Source organism: Aerococcus agrisoli (assembly GCF_003797145.1).
GTDB lineage: Bacteria > Bacillota > Bacilli > Lactobacillales > Aerococcaceae > Aerococcus > Aerococcus agrisoli.
The window spans coordinates 1-18,476 of record NZ_RKMG01000005.1; the positions used below are offsets into that span (position 1 = coordinate 1).

The 18,476-nt window shown below is 38.3% G+C and carries 18 protein-coding genes; 2 read left to right on the forward strand and 16 right to left on the reverse strand.

Translation table 11 applies throughout. The features are described from left to right. Positions 1–64: 64 nt before the first annotated feature. The 3 genes from EF384_RS02370 to EF384_RS02380 are packed head-to-tail and all read right to left on the reverse strand — an operon-like array spanning position 65 to position 2,435. Positions 65–1,408: a glucose-6-phosphate isomerase gene (locus tag EF384_RS02370; protein ID WP_123779392.1), complete on the reverse strand. Its 1,344-nt coding sequence runs from the start codon at positions 1,406–1,408 to the stop codon at positions 65–67. Positions 1,409–1,433: 25 nt separating this feature from the next. Continuing rightward, positions 1,434–1,820 carry a CvfD/Ygs/GSP13 family RNA-binding post-transcriptional regulator gene (locus EF384_RS02375; protein ID WP_123779393.1) on the reverse strand — a complete coding sequence of 129 codons (387 nt, stop codon included), beginning with the start codon at positions 1,818–1,820 and terminating at the stop codon, positions 1,434–1,436. A 21-nt stretch (positions 1,821–1,841) separates the two neighbouring features. Continuing rightward, positions 1,842–2,435 (reverse strand): peptidylprolyl isomerase, encoded by a 594-nt coding sequence (locus EF384_RS02380; protein WP_123779394.1) that lies wholly within the window; start codon positions 2,433–2,435, stop codon positions 1,842–1,844. A 182-nt stretch (positions 2,436–2,617) separates the two neighbouring features. Here EF384_RS02380 and EF384_RS02385 point away from each other — a divergent pair, with 182 nt between their 5' ends. Together EF384_RS02385 and EF384_RS02390 are read left to right on the forward strand one after the other, a co-directional pair. Further along, positions 2,618–3,127: a divergent PAP2 family protein gene (locus EF384_RS02385; RefSeq protein ID WP_123779395.1), complete on the forward strand. Its 510-nt coding sequence runs from the start codon at positions 2,618–2,620 to the stop codon at positions 3,125–3,127. Between the two features lie 20 nt (positions 3,128–3,147). Continuing rightward, positions 3,148–4,146: an NAD(P)/FAD-dependent oxidoreductase gene (locus EF384_RS02390; protein WP_123779396.1), complete on the forward strand. Its 999-nt coding sequence runs from the start codon at positions 3,148–3,150 to the stop codon at positions 4,144–4,146. A 19-nt stretch (positions 4,147–4,165) separates the two neighbouring features. Here the strand turns inward: EF384_RS02390 and EF384_RS02395 are convergent, their stop codons facing one another. From EF384_RS02395 to EF384_RS02455, 13 genes are all read right to left on the reverse strand, one after another. Continuing rightward, positions 4,166–4,867: a TIGR01906 family membrane protein gene (locus EF384_RS02395; RefSeq protein ID WP_123779397.1), complete on the reverse strand. Its 702-nt coding sequence runs from the start codon at positions 4,865–4,867 to the stop codon at positions 4,166–4,168. Continuing rightward, on the reverse strand, positions 4,839–5,654 hold the full coding sequence (locus EF384_RS02400) for an HAD-IIA family hydrolase (RefSeq protein ID WP_123779398.1): 816 nt from the start codon (positions 5,652–5,654) through the stop codon (positions 4,839–4,841). The genes EF384_RS02395 and EF384_RS02400 overlap by 29 nt, the downstream gene beginning before the upstream one ends. 6 nt (positions 5,655–5,660) lie before the next feature. Continuing rightward, the gene (locus EF384_RS02405; protein ID WP_123779399.1) at positions 5,661–6,377 is read right to left on the reverse strand and encodes a YutD family protein; all 717 of its coding nucleotides are present in this window, start codon (positions 6,375–6,377) and stop codon (positions 5,661–5,663) included. 16 nt (positions 6,378–6,393) lie between these two features. Beyond that, positions 6,394–7,845 carry a bifunctional metallophosphatase/5'-nucleotidase gene (locus EF384_RS02410; protein WP_123779400.1) on the reverse strand — a complete coding sequence of 484 codons (1,452 nt, stop codon included), beginning with the start codon at positions 7,843–7,845 and terminating at the stop codon, positions 6,394–6,396. 219 nt (positions 7,846–8,064) lie between these two features. Continuing rightward, positions 8,065–8,532: a MarR family winged helix-turn-helix transcriptional regulator gene (locus EF384_RS02415; protein ID WP_123779401.1), complete on the reverse strand. Its 468-nt coding sequence runs from the start codon at positions 8,530–8,532 to the stop codon at positions 8,065–8,067. 97 nt (positions 8,533–8,629) lie between these two features. Continuing rightward, complete coding sequence (gene nth / locus EF384_RS02420) at positions 8,630–9,283, reverse strand: endonuclease III (RefSeq protein WP_255421234.1); 654 nt, start codon at positions 9,281–9,283, stop codon at positions 8,630–8,632. Between the two features lie 29 nt (positions 9,284–9,312). After that, on the reverse strand, positions 9,313–9,969 hold the full coding sequence (locus tag EF384_RS02425; RefSeq protein WP_123779402.1) for a DnaD domain protein: 657 nt from the start codon (positions 9,967–9,969) through the stop codon (positions 9,313–9,315). Between the two features lie 402 nt (positions 9,970–10,371). After that, complete coding sequence (locus tag EF384_RS02430) at positions 10,372–11,565, reverse strand: pyridoxal phosphate-dependent aminotransferase (RefSeq protein WP_123779403.1); 1,194 nt, start codon at positions 11,563–11,565, stop codon at positions 10,372–10,374. A gap of 12 nt (positions 11,566–11,577) precedes the next feature. Continuing rightward, a complete protein-coding gene (locus EF384_RS02435) occupies positions 11,578–12,051 on the reverse strand; it encodes a cell wall elongation regulator TseB-like domain-containing protein (RefSeq protein WP_123779404.1) in 474 nt (157 codons plus the stop codon). A gap of 44 nt (positions 12,052–12,095) precedes the next feature. Next, a complete protein-coding gene (locus EF384_RS02440; RefSeq protein ID WP_123779464.1) occupies positions 12,096–14,960 on the reverse strand; it encodes an exonuclease domain-containing protein in 2,865 nt (954 codons plus the stop codon). 42 nt (positions 14,961–15,002) lie between these two features. Next, positions 15,003–16,274 carry a CCA tRNA nucleotidyltransferase gene (locus EF384_RS02445; protein WP_123779405.1) on the reverse strand — a complete coding sequence of 424 codons (1,272 nt, stop codon included), beginning with the start codon at positions 16,272–16,274 and terminating at the stop codon, positions 15,003–15,005. Next, positions 16,267–17,055 carry a 4-hydroxy-tetrahydrodipicolinate reductase gene (gene dapB, locus EF384_RS02450; protein ID WP_123779406.1) on the reverse strand — a complete coding sequence of 263 codons (789 nt, stop codon included), beginning with the start codon at positions 17,053–17,055 and terminating at the stop codon, positions 16,267–16,269. Before dapB ends, EF384_RS02445 begins: the two co-directional genes overlap by 8 nt. Before the next feature lie 34 nt (positions 17,056–17,089). Further along, on the reverse strand, positions 17,090–18,385 hold the full coding sequence (locus EF384_RS02455; RefSeq protein WP_123779407.1) for a tetratricopeptide repeat protein: 1,296 nt from the start codon (positions 18,383–18,385) through the stop codon (positions 17,090–17,092). Positions 18,386–18,476 lie beyond the last annotated feature (91 nt).

Genomic DNA, 18,476 nt, shown 5'->3' on the forward strand with positions numbered 1-18,476 from the left:
TAACTTTTGGGGGCCTCTACAATTTACTCCGACTTTTTGTGCTTATGATAAATGAATCGTTAAATTATAAACGTTTATTTAATTCTTCAGCTAGTTCTTCAAATCCTGGTTTACCTAATAAAGCAAACATATTTTTCTTGTAAGCTTCTACACCTGGTTGGTTAAATGGATTAATACCATTCAAGTAACCAGAGATAGCTACGGCAATTTCAAAGAAATAAATCATGTAACCTAATGAATATGCATCCATTTCAGGAATTGTTAATACGAAGTTAGGTACATCACCATCAGTATGAGCCAATACAGTACCTTGGAAAGCTTTAGTGTTAACAAAGTCAACATCTTTACCTTCTAGGTAGCCTAATCCATCTAAATCTTCATCAAATGCTGGAATTTCGATTGATTTAAGAGGTTTGTCCACTTTTACAACCGTTTCAAACAAGTTACGTTGACCTTCTTGGATATATTGACCCAATGAATGTAAGTCAGTTGTGAAGTTTGCACTTGATGGGTAAATTCCTTTACCATCTTTACCTTCAGATTCACCGAATAATTGTTTCCACCATTCAGAGAAGTATTGCATTCTTGGTTCGTAGTTGATTAATAATTCTGTTACTTTACCTTTACGGTATAAGACATTACGTAATGCTGCATATTGGTATGCTTCATTTTTTGTTAGATCTGCATCTGAGTATTCTTCCATTGCGTCTGCTGCACCTTGCATTAAAGCATCGATATCAGCACCAGAAACAGCGATAGGAAGTAAACCTACTGGAGTTAATACAGTAAAGCGTCCACCTACTGCATCCGGAATAACAAATGATTCGTATCCTTGTGCGTCTGCTTCAGATTTTAAGGCACCATTTGCTTTATCTGTCGTAGCGTAGATACGGTTTTTCGCTTCTTCACCATATTTTTCTTCCAATAATTTTTTGAAAATACGGAATGCTACTGCAGTTTCAGTTGTAGTACCTGATTTAGAAATAACGTTAACTGAGAAGTCACGGTCACCAATTGCTTCAATTAATTCTGCTAAGTAAGTTGAGCTTAAGCTATTACCCGCAAAGAAAATTTGTGGTGTTTTACGTTCTTCTTTTGTTTGAAGATTAGAGAATGTATGAGATAAGAAATCAATTGCAGCTTTAGCACCTAAGTAAGATCCACCAATACCTAATACGACTAATACGTCAGAATCAGATTGAATTTTTTCTGCAGCTTTTTTAATTCGCGCATACTCTTCTTTATCGTAGTCACGTGGTAAATTAACCCAACCTGTAAAATCGCTACCCGCTCCAGTACCTTCTCTTAAGATTGTATCTGCTGCTGTAACTAACGGTTGCATTTGTGTTAATTCGTGTTCTGCAATAAATTGGTTAGTTTTACTATAGTCAAATTTGATATGTGCCATTTTACTACCCCTTTTTATTCTAAAATTATTTTGTTGCCATTTTTGATAATGCTTCCTCAATCCACATTGGCATTTTTTCCTCTATAGAGGAAAAACCAATTTTGGGTGCATGCCTTTTTTTAGGCCATGCATTTTTAGCTGGTTTATTTGATATGGCGAGTTTCTTCAAAGCACGAATAGATAAACTCATCTTGCTTGTATATTCGTCAATATCGATGATTTTAACAGTCAGCGTATCGCCAATGTTAAATTTATCTTCTACATTATTAACATAACCATGATTAATTTCAGATATGTGAACTAGTCCTTGGTGGTCTTCATCAAGTTGAACAAATACACCATAGGGCTGCAAACCAGTTACTTGACCTTCAACTACGTCACCGATGTGGTAAGGAAAATCCTTTGTTGTCATGAAGGTTCGTCCTCTCGCTAACTAATCTTGATCGTTTTCAAAAGTAATGTTTGTGATAACTACTTCTTCTAATGGTTTATCAGATGCATTACGTGGTTGGTTTTCAATATCATAAACAACTTCCATTCCTGAAACTACTTGTCCAAATACAGTATGTTTTTGATCTAACCATGGTGTTCCACCATTTTCGCTGTAAGCTTCGATGATTTCTTCTGGCCAGCCACCTGCTTTTAATTGTCCTAACATTTGAGCTGGAACTTGTTTTGCAGTAACAACGAAGAATTGAGAACCATTTGTGTTTGGACCAGCATTAGCCATTGATAACGCACCATTGATGTTGAATAATTCTAAGTTAAATTCATCTTCAAATTTTTCACCATAAATGCTTGTACCGCCCATACCAGTTCCAGATGGATCTCCACCTTGAATCATGAAATCAGGAATTACACGGTGGAATATTACCCCATTATAATAGCCTTGTTTACCAAGGGTTACGAAGTTTTCTACAGTTTTCGGCGCTAATTCAGGGAATAAAGCTACTTGGAACGAACCTTTATTCGTTTCGATTGTTGCTTTTAACTGTGTATCTTTAATATCTAATTGTGGATAAGTCATTTTCTGCCTCCTATTTATTTCTATGATTATTGTAACAAATACTAAGGAAAAATTCTTCACTTAATCACCGAAACAAAGCAAACTTTAAAAATTATCCTATTTTATATCATTTATAGCGAAACATTTTCCGAATCCTTCTTTTTCATGATATTATTAGGCTAAAACATTCTAAGGAGGAAAACATGAATCCAACAACCAATTTTCCTTTAATCGTTACATTTGTAGCTATTACTGTTGCACAAATTGTGAAATATCCGATTGCGGTTCTATTCAATAAGCCACGCGCTAATATTTCAATCATTCATGCGACTGGTGGTATGCCGAGTTCGCATTCAGCCGCTGTGACTTCTTTGATTACAGCTTTGATTCTTCAGTATGGATTCTTTTCCCCATATGTCGCTATTGCAGTCTGTTTCGGTATGATTGTAATGTTTGATGCAATGGGTGTTCGCCGTCAAGATGGCGAACAAGGTGTACTAATTTATTCATTAATGAAAATCTTAAAACAAAAAGCACGCGAAACGAATGATACAGAGTTATTAAAACAATTAAATACTTTGGATGAGGATAAAATGGTAATTAATGACTACCTTGGTCATAAGCCTTCCGAAGTTATCGGTGGAATGACTACTGGTGTTTTGGTTACCTTAATCTTAAGATTTATCTATAACTTACTAAATATACCTTTATAAAAATTAGAAAGTGGATTCAAATGACAGAAGATAAAACAGATATATTAATTGTGGGCGCTGGACCAGTTGGCCTCTTCGCCGCTTTTTACGCAGGTATGCGTAATTTGAGTGTACGTGTCATTGATTCCCTACCAGAACCTGGCGGACAACCTAAGGCACTTTACCCTGATAAGAAAATTTATGATGTTCCTGGATTTGCAAAAGTTACAGGTGCTGAATTAACCAACGCGCTAATGGCACAATTACAAAGATTCGCTGAAACAACTTTCCTCCATCTTGATGAAAAAGTCATTGATGTCCAAAAAACAGATACAGGCTTCGATGTACAAACTTCGAAAGCACAATATCAAGCCGGAGCAATTATCATTGCGGCAGGGAATGGATCATTCAAGCCACGTAAAATTCAAGTAGATGGTTTAGAAACCTATGAAGCAAATCATGTTTCCTATCATGTTGCGAATTTAAATCGCTTTGTTGGGAAAAACGTTGCTGTCCTTGGTGGTGGTGATTCAGCCTTTGACGCAGCCAATGACTTGGCTGAATATGCAGACAAAGTCTACTTAATCCATCGTCGTGATCGATTTAGAGCACACGAATATGCTGTTGCGCAAGCACAAGCAAATGAAAAAATTGAAATCTTGACGCCGTATGTACCTAAAGCCTTTATTGGTGATGGTTCAAGATTAACGAGTATTCAATTAAACAAAGCGCGTAGCGAAGATATTTTAGATTTGCCAGTTGACCATGTTTTTATGACGTATGGCTTTGTTTCATCACTTGAAGATATTAAAAATTGGCATCTTCAAATTGAGAATGAATCTGTAGTTGTGAATCACAACCTTCAAACAAATATCGATGGAATTTTCGCAATTGGTGATATTGTCACTTATCCTTATAAAACAAAATTAATTGCTGTTGGTTTCGGTGAAGCACCACATGTAGTGAATCAAGTTGCCCACTACTTATACCCAGACCGCCGTGTGGAACCCTTACATTCAACAAGCATGTTTGATAATTAAAAAAAACACCTTGAAGACGCTAAATGCGTTTTCGAGGTGTTTTTGTATAATTGCCTAAAATACGTTCTTCAAAATCTTTTTTACCTGCTCGATATACTAACTCAATCCCAATTTGTATGATCAGAAAAACAGAAACGAAACATAATAAGAAGAATGATTCATCTAGTACAAGAATAATTGGATCCGTTGCTGGGTTAAATAGCCAATAGTCATTTTGGAAAACTAGCTCGTGAAAACCTACAAAAATTGCATTAAAATTGAAAATTAATATGACAATAATAATAATTGGTAGCCAACGAAGTTGTTTAAAAGGCCAATATAAACGCCACACATTACGTGATGCCTTCAATTTCCATAAACTATATGCTGCGATTAATGCAGAAAGAACCATAGCCCCATAATTAAGGAAGAATAAGTGTTTCACTTCCATGAAATGAATTGCGGCATTTACCGATGTAGGAAAATCTGGCATATTTAAAGTTTCAATCCATGGAAAATTTAAATACGCCATTAAAATTAAATAGTTGTCCATTACTGTTGAAAAAGTTAAACCAACTAATTCATATGCTCGAGAAAACCACAAGGATACCATGAATAAGGGAATATTAATGATGGTGATTGTAATCGAGAAAGTTAGTAAAAAAATAAGTATCGCTAAAATGCCAATCCATAATAAAAATTCATTACCCAGCTTATTGCCAGGTTGATAAGAGTGTTTCATAATCTTCAACCACCATTGTTGGCTCTACGCCATAAATTTTAAAATCTGTCCTGTTATGTACACCCGTTTCAATCATAATGGAATCAATACCAGCATTTACTGCAGCTGATATATCCGTCATTAGGTTGTCGCCTAGGAATACTGCTTGTGCTTTATTTGCACCTAATTTTGCCAAAGCACCTTCAATGATCAACGCATTTGGTTTCCCACACACAATAGGTTCTACCCTAGTTGCAGCCGTAATTACTTTACCCAAAGCACCCGCACCTGGGACATAGCCTCGAACTGACGGGAATTGAACATCCGGATTTGTTAAATAGAAGCGTGCCCCATTTTGCACTGCAATCGATGCATCCATCAATTGTTGGTACGTAACAGATTGATCTAGACCAACTACTACTATCGCAATTTCATTGTTATCGACGTCAGTAGTAATTGAAAAACCAGCATCCGTCACTGCATCATGAACATAATTTGTACCGATTACGTAAGCTATACCTGAGCCATCAGATGGAATATGTCCCGCTGGTTTATCTGCTTCTAGGATATATTTCAAGGTTTCTACTGAGGTATAGAAATGTTCAGCCGTTACTGATAAACCCGTAATTTGGTTAAGATTTGCAGCAGCATGGGCCGGATTACGCATGGCATTATTGGTGACAAATAAATATGGAATCCCTTTATTTTGCAGTTGTTCCACAAATTCCTTTGCGCCCGCAATAGGTTCCTCGCCACGATACATGGTACCATCTAGGTCAATTAAGAATACTTTATCCTCAAAATTCAATGTCTATTATTCCCCCTTCTCACGAATACTAAATGAATGTGGTCGGTTCACGGTAGTTTTTTTCTTGGCCGGTCGACTAGTTTGTTGATTCGTATTTGTATTCGTATCTTTTACCTCGACAATATTAAACGCTTTTCCGCGATTATTTGTCTTTTTCTTACTAAAGTGTGGATTTTTATTGCGTTTTGTTTTGTTATCCCCAGTATTTGCCGCTGGTTTATTGTCCGGTTTGCGGTTAGCTTGTTTTTTCTTTTGAGCTGGTCTATTTGACGTTGCTTTATTATTTCGCGGTCTTCCGCCAGCATTTTCTTTACGTTGGTTTTCCCAGAACAATTCATTGCGCGCTTGAATTTCGGCTGTTGTTCGTTCATGTGCTAAAACAAAATATGCTGCACCAAAGCTGGCATATTCAATTAAGTAATCAGGTAGATGCTTAATTTTTTGTTCAAGTGTGCCGATTTTGGCGTCATCTGCATAGAAACCTTTTAAACGCAACTGTTCATAAGACCAGTCTCCTACAACATAATCATAGGTATCTAAAATATCCATATAACGATCCGCAATGGCTTCGATATTAATCGCTTCGTTAAAATTTTCTTGAATCGTAAATATTTGCCCATTGATGGAAAGTTGCTCAGGGCTTACACGTGTAACTTCCGCTTTTGGATAGTTTAATTCCGCACGTTTTTCTTTTAACTCTTCTTGTCGTTTACGACTTAACATAATTGCAACTCCTCTCTTATTCAGATGGTTGGTCTAGTTCACCATCTATTGAATTTTTATGAATTGTATCCGCTAATAATTCTCGTATAAATGGTTGTCCCCATAAATAATGTTTTTGGGCAACTAAGCTTGTAAAGAATGGTAGATATAACAAATGATCAATGGTCACAATTTTAACAATTGCTGAATCGTCTAAATCATAGATATTTTGATCTGCAATTGTCACTAATTGGCCAAAAATATTCCCTCTAAAACCAGAACCTTTGATTGGTGTGTATTTGAGTTCTTCACCTAAGGATGCCACTTGCGGTTTAATCACTTGTTTATAATCCGCTAGTCTTGTTTCTACCATCATGAGGCGAATTGGATGTGGTAAGGCATTATGTAAGTCAAAATGCGTCACCTCACATGCTGGTAAGCCTTGTAAAAACATTCCTGCATTGATGATGGCTATATCTGCGCCACTCTGAGCTTTCATTGCTAGCAAAGTGTAATGTTGTAGTGGCGAATACTCGATTTCATGAGCGGGTAATGCAAAAGGTAAGCGACCAACGATATTGCCCTTTAAGATTTCTTGTCCTTGTGCTACCCATTGACTTACTTGCATTTCATCTTCTGGATAGTTAGAAATACGATCACTCGCGACGAGTTCTTCTGTTAATTTGAAATAACGTTTATAGTCAATAATCGTCTCATTCACTGTCACATCTGACGAACCAGCTTCATAAAGGTAATCTTTGTTGATTGGTTTTTCAAATTCAGCAGTCAAATGCCCCATAAATTGACCATATTTTCCTCCACCTGTCAGTAAAGTGTGTCCAACCCATTCTCCCTCTGGTAACACGTGATGGGTATGCGCGCCAAATATCATCAGAATTTCTGGAAACATTTTTGCAATGATTCGATCCGTTGGTAAACCTAAATGACTTAATAAAATAATACCGTCAAAGGATTCCTTAGTCTTAATATCTTGAATGACTCTTTTGATGGATGCAATGGGATCCAAAGGTTGCCACCCTACAATATCATAAGAAATTTCAAATGGTGCAGTCATACCAAACACGGCAAAACGACTACCCTTGTCAGTTTGAATCATCTCATAATCCTGCGTATGATTTGGCCGTGTACTATCTTTTTTGTCAAAAATATTACCTAATACAACAGGAAATTGTGCGTCTTTGTATAAGCTATTTAAGACATCATGATGGCTACCAATTCCCTCATTGTTCCCAATTGTCGCCACATCCACGCCCATTTCATTCATTAAATCCACCATGATTTGACCTTGCGTCGCTTCTGTTAGTGGATGTTGTCTATCTACAGCATCACCAATATCAAAGAGAAAATGGGCTTCACCTTCTTGATTATGTTTATCCGATTGATTTTGATAATATCTCAAAAATTTTGGCCAATTTTCTAAGTGTGAATGCCAATCATTTGTATGATAAAAATGAATTATTTCTTTCATATCTGCACCCCATTCGTTCGCTCTAATCATATCATATTGTCATGATTAGCAGAATCTCAAACCTTACAAATTGGTGATAAATTTCCTTCAAAATGTTCACTACATTTCTTACATCATGCTAACTTGTTGTGAAAAAAGGCCAGGACAGCTTATGTCCCAGCCTTTCTGAATGCCCAAATTTAGCAAAGTAGTTAGCCTATGCGCTATATGGGTTGCTCATTAGTTATTTTCTTCTAAAATTTCTTGTGCTTGTAAACCAATTTTTTTCGTTAAACGAATAAAGGTATCAATTTCTTCTAACGATAGGTTATCAAACATTTGCGCGATAATTTGACTATGACCTGGGAAAACCTCAGCCATTTTCTTATTACCTTCATCTGTTATTTTTGCATAAATAACCCTACGATCTTCAGGGTTGTTGGTTCTTTCTACAAAACCTTTATCCTCTAAACGGTCGATGACATAAGTTAAACTTGAAGAAGGTATTAAAATGCGCTTACCGATTTGTTGAATGGGCTGTTGACCGCGATTATATAACAATTCCAATACGGTAAACTCGTTCTCACTTAATCCTTTTTTACGCATATCGCGTTTTAACTCTTCAAGGATATACAAATTGGCTTTCATGTGGACGCGTAAGGCGTGTAAACTTTCTGCTTCTTTTTTATCAATTTGCTTTTCAGACATATGTGCACCTCCTCTTTTAATCTATTACTTTAAATATACACAATTTCGAAATAATTTTCAAGTAATCGGCTGTTAAAATACAATTACCACGCCAAATCTAGCCGTATTGTGGTAATACGCGGCATTCACAAAAATCAATTCTTGGGTCTTTTCTACATTTGGGATTTCTAGCCGTACAGTATTCACGTCCAAAATAGATAAATTGATGATGTGCATCGCGCCAACGATTTTCTGGGATACGCGCCATCAAGATTTCCTCCGTCTCACGAACACTAGCATTCGGTGGGACAATCCCCATTCGTTTGGTTACACGTTCAACATGTGTATCCACGGCAATTGTTGGTACCCCAAAGGCCTCACTCAAGACCACATTTGCTGTTTTTCGCCCTACACCAGGTAATTTCTCAAGTTCTTCGCGTGTGTTGGGTACTTGACCACCAAATTCATCTCGAATCATAATGGCCGTTTTCTTCATGTTTTTTGCTTTATTACGATATAAACCGATTGTTTTGATTTTATCTTCTAAGTCTGCAACGTCTGCTTCAGCCATTGCATTGGCATCCGGATAAGCAGCAAATAATGCTGGTGTCACTTTGTTCACACCAACATCCGTTGTTTGTGCTGACATTAACACGGCAATCACCAATTGAAATGGACTTTCATGATAGAGCATGGTCTTTGGATTAGGATACATTTGGTCTAAATGATCTAAAATATTGATGACTTCAGCATCAGAAATTAAGTCTGCCACCTTTTAGCCTCCCTTCATTGCTAGCTTATTTATTTGTTTAGCCATTTTTTCATCGGCACTGGTGGTAATTCTTGCTTATTGGTATTTTGTTGGTTGTAATGATTTGAGCGGCGTGTGTCATTGGCCTTGGTTTTCTTTTGCTTTGCCCAATTCAATAAAATACGGTCAATATATTTCAGTGAGTATACTTGATTCAAGATTGCCTCTTTCAAGGCCTCTTTCACGACTTCAGGTTCATAATGATCTTTCGAAAACCATTCAGCTATTTGTTGGTATTCAATTGGCGACAATTGACGGCCAAATTCTGTTTGAATCATTTCAAACACTTCGCCTTCCTTAGTAGCCTGCGCTTCCTGAAATCTACTTGTTTTATCAACTTGATCAAGACTTTCAATTTTTTGGTATAGCGGATCTAAGGAATAAAATTCTACAGATTTCCCTTCTGCATTTTTATAAGACGGAATACTTAAAAAGCCTTTTTCAATCAACGATTGAATCATGTCGAAAAGTGTCGTTTCCGGTAAGTTCATCCGTTGTCCGATAGCGGAAATTGCAGGAAACTCCTCCCCTGCTTGTTGGAAACTCAAGAAATGAATTAATAACATCATTTCTTCGTTAGAAATATTTAACCGATGATAAGATTCTAAAACCTTATTGCGCATCACTGTGTAATATTCTCGGTTCATTTTTATGCCTCTTTTTCTGTTCTTATTTATTTATCATGTGCATCTAAAAGTGCTTCTCTTATAGTATATATCAAAGTATGGTAAAAGGCGCCTGGATTTGAATCTGGATTTTGAAATACGCGCTTGCCTTAGATGTGAAAAGAGGTTGAGATAAAAGTATAAAATCTTCGATTTTCGTCCTTAAAGTGTACGTTCCTAAAGAGCCGTGGGACCCTCTGGAGCCAAGGTCTCGATTTCATCCTACTTCACGGCTTAGGAACTACACTTCCCGTCCTCAAATTTTTCCATAAAAACGAAAAAAATTTATCTAAAGCAAAAGACGCGAATAACTCTTTGAAAGAATTGTTCGCGCCTTTATTAAGGCCTTTTGTCCTTGCATTCATTCATTTAAATAATGATATTTTATGCTTGGCTTTTACTGATGACGAATTCACGGATACGTTTCATCGCTTCAGCAAATGTTTCTTCGTTGGTCGCATATGAGAAACGAATATGGTCAGCTTTACCAAAGGCTACCCCAGCTACACCGACTACATGCGCTTCTTCAATAATTGCATCGGCAAAATCAGTCACTGAATCATAACCACAATTACGTGCTGCTTCGGAACAATCTGGGAATAGATAGAAAGCACCTTGTGGTTTGAAATCTAAGACAAAACCTGGAATTGTCAACAATTCATCGTAAGCTGCATTTAAACGTTTTTCAAAGGCCAAACGCATATCTTCACGATGACTATCTGAACCTTTTAAGGCAGCTAAACCAGCGTATTGACTAAGACCAGATGGGTTTGAGTTGATTTGGCTCGCTAATTTACCGTAGGCTTTAATATATTTATTTTCAGCTAAAGCATAGCCTAAACGCCAACCAGTCATGGCATAAGCCTTAGAAAAACCATTGATTACAATTGTATTTTCTTTGATGGCTTGAGATAAACCAGCGATTGAGTGTGCTTCGTGTCCGTTATAGACTAAACGATAGTAAATTTCATCGGCAATAATCAAGATATTGTGTTCAAGACAGTATTCAGCAACCGCGCGTAAGTCCTCTTCGCTTAAGATTGCCCCTGTCGGATTTGATGGACTGTTCAAAACAAGTAATTTTGTTTTTTCAGTTACATATTGATCTAGTAATTCTGGGGTTACACGGAATTGGTCTTTGGCATCTGTTTCAACAATAACAGGTACACCGTCAGCCATATTTACTTGTTCAATATAGCTTACCCAATATGGCGAAGGAATTAATACTTCGTCGCCTTCATTTAATAGGGCTTGGAACGTATAGTACAAAATCATTTTTGCACCATCAGCAATGAAAACTTCATCTAGACTATAGTGCACATTATCGTAGGCAGCATGGTAATCAATAATAGCTTGTTTTAATTCAACAATCCCTGTACCGTCTGTATAATGGTGACCGCGTCCAGCATACATATCTTCTTTTACTTGGTCTAAGATGTATTCTGGTGTATTGAAATCTGGTTCTCCAACTGCTAGGGAAATAACGTCAATACCCTTGGCTTTTAATTCACGTGCTTTTGCCGCCGCTGCTGCCGTTTGCGAGGCTTGCATCTTATCCATTCTTTTTGCTAAATCCATTCCATCGTCCTCCTAAAGGTCATTAACGGTCTCATACCATTCGCCCGTTGTTGCATTAATATAGTGATAGCCTAAATTACCATCTGCATCTGTGAAAGAAACTTCCCACACAAAAGTATCATTTTCGATACCAAGGTTGGCATTCCGCACTTCAACGTCAGGCATTTCATATAGGGTTAAGGCCAAGGCATTTTCTTCGTTTACCATTTCATCAACAAAACCTGATTTCGTGTAATCAGTATCTGGTTGATAAGCAAAATAAACTTCACGGCCTTCGGCATTTTCGCCTAAAACAGAATAATAGGTTTCATCTTTATTAAATACATAAAAATTTTGGATATTCGTAATACCCGCTTCTTTGGCCATTTTTGTGGTCTCTGATTCAGCTTCGGCAACTGGTTGTTGTGAGCTGAAATATACATATGATGTGCCCACCAAGTAAATCACCATGATGGCCATCAAAATTGAAAATAATTTGCGTTTCATGGTTTCATTGCCCCTTTTTTTATATCCTACATTCTATCACAATGTTAATCTAAATGCCTTAAATCCTTTAAGTCAATCCAATCCATTGTTAAGGCTTCAGGCATAATTGCTTGAATTTGATCTGCATATGATGCTTTTTCTAAACGATGATCTAAGGAAATAAAAATGGATGCTTCATTGACTGTTGCGGCCATTCTACCAAATATTTGTGTTAAATTCATCAACATATTTGGCAAGGCAACATCATCAAAGTATTGGTCGCCAATAGATTTCAGATAATCTTGTTTGGCCAATTCATCCGGTGTATCTGGCGCGGAAAAAGGCAACCGCGTCATAATGAAGGCATCCGTCTTGGTATTCAAATGAATCCCCTCTTGGAAACTTGCCAAGGCCAATAAAATAGCACGCTGACTTTGTTCGAATTGACGGGCCAAACGGTCTAAATTCCGTTGATGATTTTGTACAATCACTTGTCCATAGACCATGCGACTAAAGCGTCGTTTTAATTCATGTTGTACTGCCTGTAATAAAGCACGTGACTGAAAGAAGACTTGGATTTTATGAATCTTTGCTTTATTCGCCCATACTTCTTCAATCACATCTGCAATCATCGTTGCAGCTTGATGCTCATTGTATTTATCAATCGACAGGTAATCTTTAATATAGTATCCCTTGATTTGATTTGGTTGGCTAAGCGCTAGTTGTTGCTGATAAGACGCCTCCATAAAGGAGAACCATTGGAAATGATCGATACCAAATAAATTACTGATAATATGTTTTGCCCCAACAATTTCGATTGAAGCTGAAACAAGCAAGGTTTGACTAGGAATAGCATTGAAAATCCTTGCTAGGTGGTCTTTACTTGAATACAGTTTCCGTTGAATGGTTGCTGTCGTATTTTGCTTGCCAAAATGGACATCTAGTTCAGCATAATAATCTGGATTAGCTTCCGAAGCAACTAACCAAGTCTTCAATTGATAATCAAATTGATAAATTTGGTTGAGCAATTGTTGGTAGATGCGTTTGGTATAAAGGTCCATGTGGTATAACTGACCCACAATGACTTTTAATGGATGCACCATTTTCTCCATCGCCTTCAGCGACTTCCGTAATGCTTCACGCCATTTGGCAATCATGTAATACTCATGCGAAATATAATAGGCATTTGCTTGGGCTTTTTGCTGGTAATAGGATTTTGTTTGGTACTCATCCGCTAAGCAATCAATGAATTTATCCAATCCTGCCCATGCCGCTTGCAAGTTTTTTTCTACTTGGAATAGTTGATCGACTGCATGTACCTTCACATTATTGGTGACTACCTTATCCATGATGCGGTGAATCAAACGTTCAATTGTCGTTAAGGCTTCTTCCACATCTTTAGTTTGGACGGTACGAGTTGCTTGTTGGTGAACAGTTTCCGGTAATTGATGGCATTCATCAATAATCACCTTGCTATGTTCGGTCATGATGCCTTCTGCAACCAAATCGTGGTAATGATATACCAAGTAGGCATGATTTAAAACCACAACATCGGCATCTTTCGCTTCACGTACATGACGTTCATAGAACGCATAATCGCCCCAACGTTGAATTTCATCATTGTGACTTTCCGTTGAAAAACGATTCATATTTTGCCAGTAGACTTCATTATTTAACCCACTATTCAATTCGTGTAAATCACCCGTTTGTGTCTCACCCAACCATACCAAAACAGCCACGGAAATTAATACATCCCTTTTCAAGGCAATTTCCGGATGACTCTTTAAATAGGCTAGGAATTTTTGAAATCTGGTTAATTGGATAAAATGACTTTGCCCCTTTAAAACAACTACTTTTAGGGGTTTACCCAATAATGTCGTCGCCAGGTTCACGGTTTTATCCAAAAATTGATGTTGCAAAATCACAGTAGACGTGGATACAATCACACGACCATCCTGAATTTGCTTGGTCTTTTCTGCCTCCACTGCCGATAAAGCCGACATCATGTAGGCTAGTGATTTTCCAACACCTGCATTTGCCGTTAGGAAAGCAAATTTATTGGTATCCGGGTGTACACTCGGATCTCCTGTGGCATGGAAAAATGGTCCAACCTCATCAACCATCGACTGTTGCAAGGTTGATAAAGTCACCCCATTATTACTGGTGACAATACTCGCTTGGTCACTATCATCTGCTTTGGTATTGGCTAGATGCATGCGGACCGCTTTTTTATCACCAAATTTGTCTGGAAAAATTTGGAAATTGGCTTGATGTTCGCTCACCACAAATGGTGCAATATATTCGAAATCCTGACGATGGTCTGTGCTTTCATCAAACCATTTGGCCATGTATGCACCCGTTTGGCCAATAAAATAATGGGCAAACGGACGCAATTGGTCGAATAATTCACGTGGCATTTGTTGGATTTTGTGCATAGACATCAACAACACTTCTGCCGTAGCCATGGCATCGTCCACAGCTGTATGGGCATTTTCCAATACAATGCCGTGATGTTGGCAAAATTCAGATAATTTATAGGATTCAGCCGTCGGATATAGGGTACGAATCATTTCAACCGTATCCACCCGGTCGTGGGTCATGGCAGGAAAACCTTGCGCTTGAAAACTCTTGTCTAAGAATTTATAGTCAAAACCAATGTTGTGCGCCACAATCACCGTATCCGCCAACATATCCCATAATTCTGCCGCAATATCCTCAAACGGCGGTGCTAACTTCACTTGGTCATTGGTAATACCTGTTAATTTCGTTATTTCTCTTGGAATGTCTTGATAAGGGAAGATATCCGTAGCAAATCGGTCGACAATTTGTCCATCACGAACAAAGGCCACCCCAATTTGAATGATGCGGTCACCATTATCATATGTAGATCCTGTTGTTTCTAAATCCAGAACCGCATAAGTGGTTGTCACTTTAAACACCTTCCTACATGTAATTTCATCTCAAGCCCAAATTTAATTGGCTTGGTAATGTTCTCTTAAATATGTTAAAAGCGCGGCTTCCTCATTGACTACCTTCAAATCAAGCACAGCCGCCTCTAAAAAGCTAAGCATCAAGCCAATTTCACGCTTGTTATCAGGATTGATTTGAGCAATAATCACACGCCCGTTAACCGCTAGCTCTTTCAGAGAATGAATCGGCAACCGGTCAATTTCAGTTTGTACTTTCATTGGATCTGCTGAACTAGCCAAATCAGCGAACAGGCTTTTACCTGAGGCTACTTGGTCTTGCATATAGCCTTCAACAGCCAATAGTTTTTCTGGGTCTTTGCCGTAATAATCCGCCAAATCCCATGAGGCTTTACTTGTACGTAAATGCCATATATCAAAATAAGCCGTAATGTCATCGACTGCTTGGTTAGACATCTTCCAAGCCTTGCCTAGTTGGCGAATAGCTTTGTGGCTGTCTTGTAAGTCACTGGCTCCTGATTGGACAAAATGACGCCAGAACATGAGCGACCAAGCGAATTCAGCATTAGCCAGAGCTTGTTCTCCTTCTGTTTCGTCAAGCAGTAGTTGAAGACTTGTGGCATAGTCACTCAGCACAGGCACGTGCAAATAAAGGCCACTCTTCAAAAAGTAAGCGAGGCCTTTTTGCCAATTCTTACCAATCCACAGTTTGTTCATTTCAACTGTGATACGTTCGACTGCGATGTGCTCTAGGATAGCTGCGTTTTCTTCGATTGCTAGAAGTGTTTTGTCTTCAATATCAAAGTCTAATTGGCTGGCAAAACGAACACCACGCATCATGCGTAAGCCATCTTCATGGAATCGGTCATGAGGTACACCAACTGCACGAATGATTTCTTCCTTCAAGTCGGTTTTACCGTCAAAATAGTCAACGATGGTCATTTGGTCTGTCATGGCCAAGGCGTTGATGGTAAAGTCACGGCGCAACAGGTCTTCTTCCAGATTTTGGACGAAGGTTACCTTATCCGGTCTTCGGAAGTCTTGATAGGTTGACTCGGTACGAAAAGTGGTGATTTCATAGGTTTCCCCTTCAAACCAAACCATGATCGTGCCGTGCTCAATTCCTACATCGAAATGTCGTGGGAATAGGGCTTGGACTTCGGCTGGATATGCTGATGTCGCGATGTCAACATCGTGAATGGGTAAATCTAATAGATAGTCGCGCACTGCCCCACCTACAAAATATGCCTCGTAGCCAGCATCATGTAGGATTGCTAAAATGGGTGCAGCTTGTTCAAATTCACGTGCATTAGTCATCTAAAAGATGCTCCAAACCATACACTAGACCTTGTAAATTCGCTACTTTTTCAACTGCCAATGCTACGCCAGGCATATATGAACTACGGTCGAATGAATCTTGGCGAATGGTTAAGGCTTCGCCGACCCCACCGAATTGTACAATTTGGTGTGAGTTGTAACCTGGTAAACGTAATGAGTGGATACGGATACCGTGGAAATCAGCGCCACGAGCACCTGGCATGGTTTCTTTTTCGTCTGGATGACCAGAAACATGCTCACCACGTGCTTCATAAATCAGTTTTGCTGTTTTTTCAGCGGTACCACTTGGTGCATCTAGTTTTTGATTGTGGTGGATTTCAGTAATTTCAACGTCTGGCAGATATTTAGCTGCCTTAGCTGAAAAAATTTGCATTAAAACTGAACCGATAGCAAAGTTTGGTGCGATTAAACCACCTAATTTTTTCGCTGCTGATAATTGTGTTAACTGGTCGATTTCTTCATCGGTAAAACCAGTTGTCCCAATTACCGGATGAATATTGTGGTCGATGTAGTATTTGGTATTAGCAAAAGCCGCTGCTGGTACAGTGAAATCAATGGCAACATCGATATCCACTTGTTCAATGGCTTCTTCAATACTAGCAAATACGGGTGCTTCTTTAGACCAAGCGGTAACCGCATCTACATGTTGATCTAAATCTGTATTTACAAGGGCTACTAATTCAAAACCTTCATGATCGACAACCATTTTGGCTGATGTTGATCCCATACGACCTAAAAATCCTGTCACTAAAACTCTCATTCTCGTCTCTCCTTTTACCGCAAAACTATGTGTCTTAATATTCGCCGCGTTCAGCTAACCATTCTTGCAAACGTTCGTAGGTGTTTTGGAATTCTGGAACTTGCGCTAGGCTTGGTTGCGCATCGAACGCTGCTTTAATTTGTCCCCAATTACCTGCTTCACGAAGGAAGATAAAGTAATCTTGTAAGAAAGAATGGTCTTCTTTTAATTCTTTATAGGCATCTTGGTAAGCTTGCGCTGCATACTCAAATTCCTCTAATTCTTGGAAGACTTTTGCTTTCATCCAAACATAACGGTCAAATTCGATTCCTTGTTCGTCCATATCTTGAATCAAGGCTCTGGCTGTACCATAGTTTTCTTCATCAATAAATAGTTGTAACAACAACTCTAAGGCTTGTCCGTATTCTGGATCAATATCGATGGCTAACTCTAAGGCTTCTTCAGCTGTTTCCAAGTTCCCAATTTGTTGGGCAAATTGCGCTTTTTGGAAGTATAAACGGGCATCATATGGATTGACTTGAATGGCTTGGTCAATCATTTCTAAGGCACCGTCATGGTCATGGAAGCTATTTTTTACAGTCGCAAAAAGGGCTAGCAAGTTTTCTGACAATTTACCATCTTCATGCAAGGCTTCAAGAATGGTATTCGCCTTCTCAAAGTTTTCTGTTTCAACATAGTAAAAGGCCAATTGTTCACGTTGGCCAACTGTACGGTCAGCTTCTGGTGTAGCTTCGATTAACTCAATGGCTTCTTCGAAATCACCGGTTGCTGCTTTCGCATAAGTAAAATGTTCTTCAATAATATCTAGCAATTCTTCCGGTGTTTCTTCAGAACCTAACAAGCGTTCATATAATGGTAAGGCTTGTTGGAATTCACCTTGTTGGAATTGCAATTCAGCAATACCGTACAAGATTACCGGTTGGTTTGGTGCTAATTGACGGGCTTCGTTCAATTTCACTAAAGCTACTTCTGGCAAGTTGTACATTTGATATGCATCTGCTTGTAATAATAATGCATCTACATATAAGTCACTCTCAGGCATGATTTTCAACAATTCATCGATAGCTTCTTCTACTTGGCCATTATCCAGGGCTAGTTCCCCTTTTAATAGGACCCAAGAATCTTCTGTCTGGAATCGTTCTTCACCTAAGGTATAAATTTCATTGGCATAATCGACAAAGCCTAGTTGAGCAAGTTGATAGCCGGTATGTGCAATCTCTTCTGAGGATGCGGTTGCTAATTGATCTAATAATTTTTCGAATGTTTCATTCGCTTTTGCTGGTTGATTTTGTTGTATGTATGAAATAAATTCATTTACTAAGTTATCCAAAGTCTTCAACCTCCTATACCTAGCCTATTTTAGCATATTTCACCCCTTAAAATCTTGCAAGGCGACTAAAAGATAGGGAATTTCACTGGGA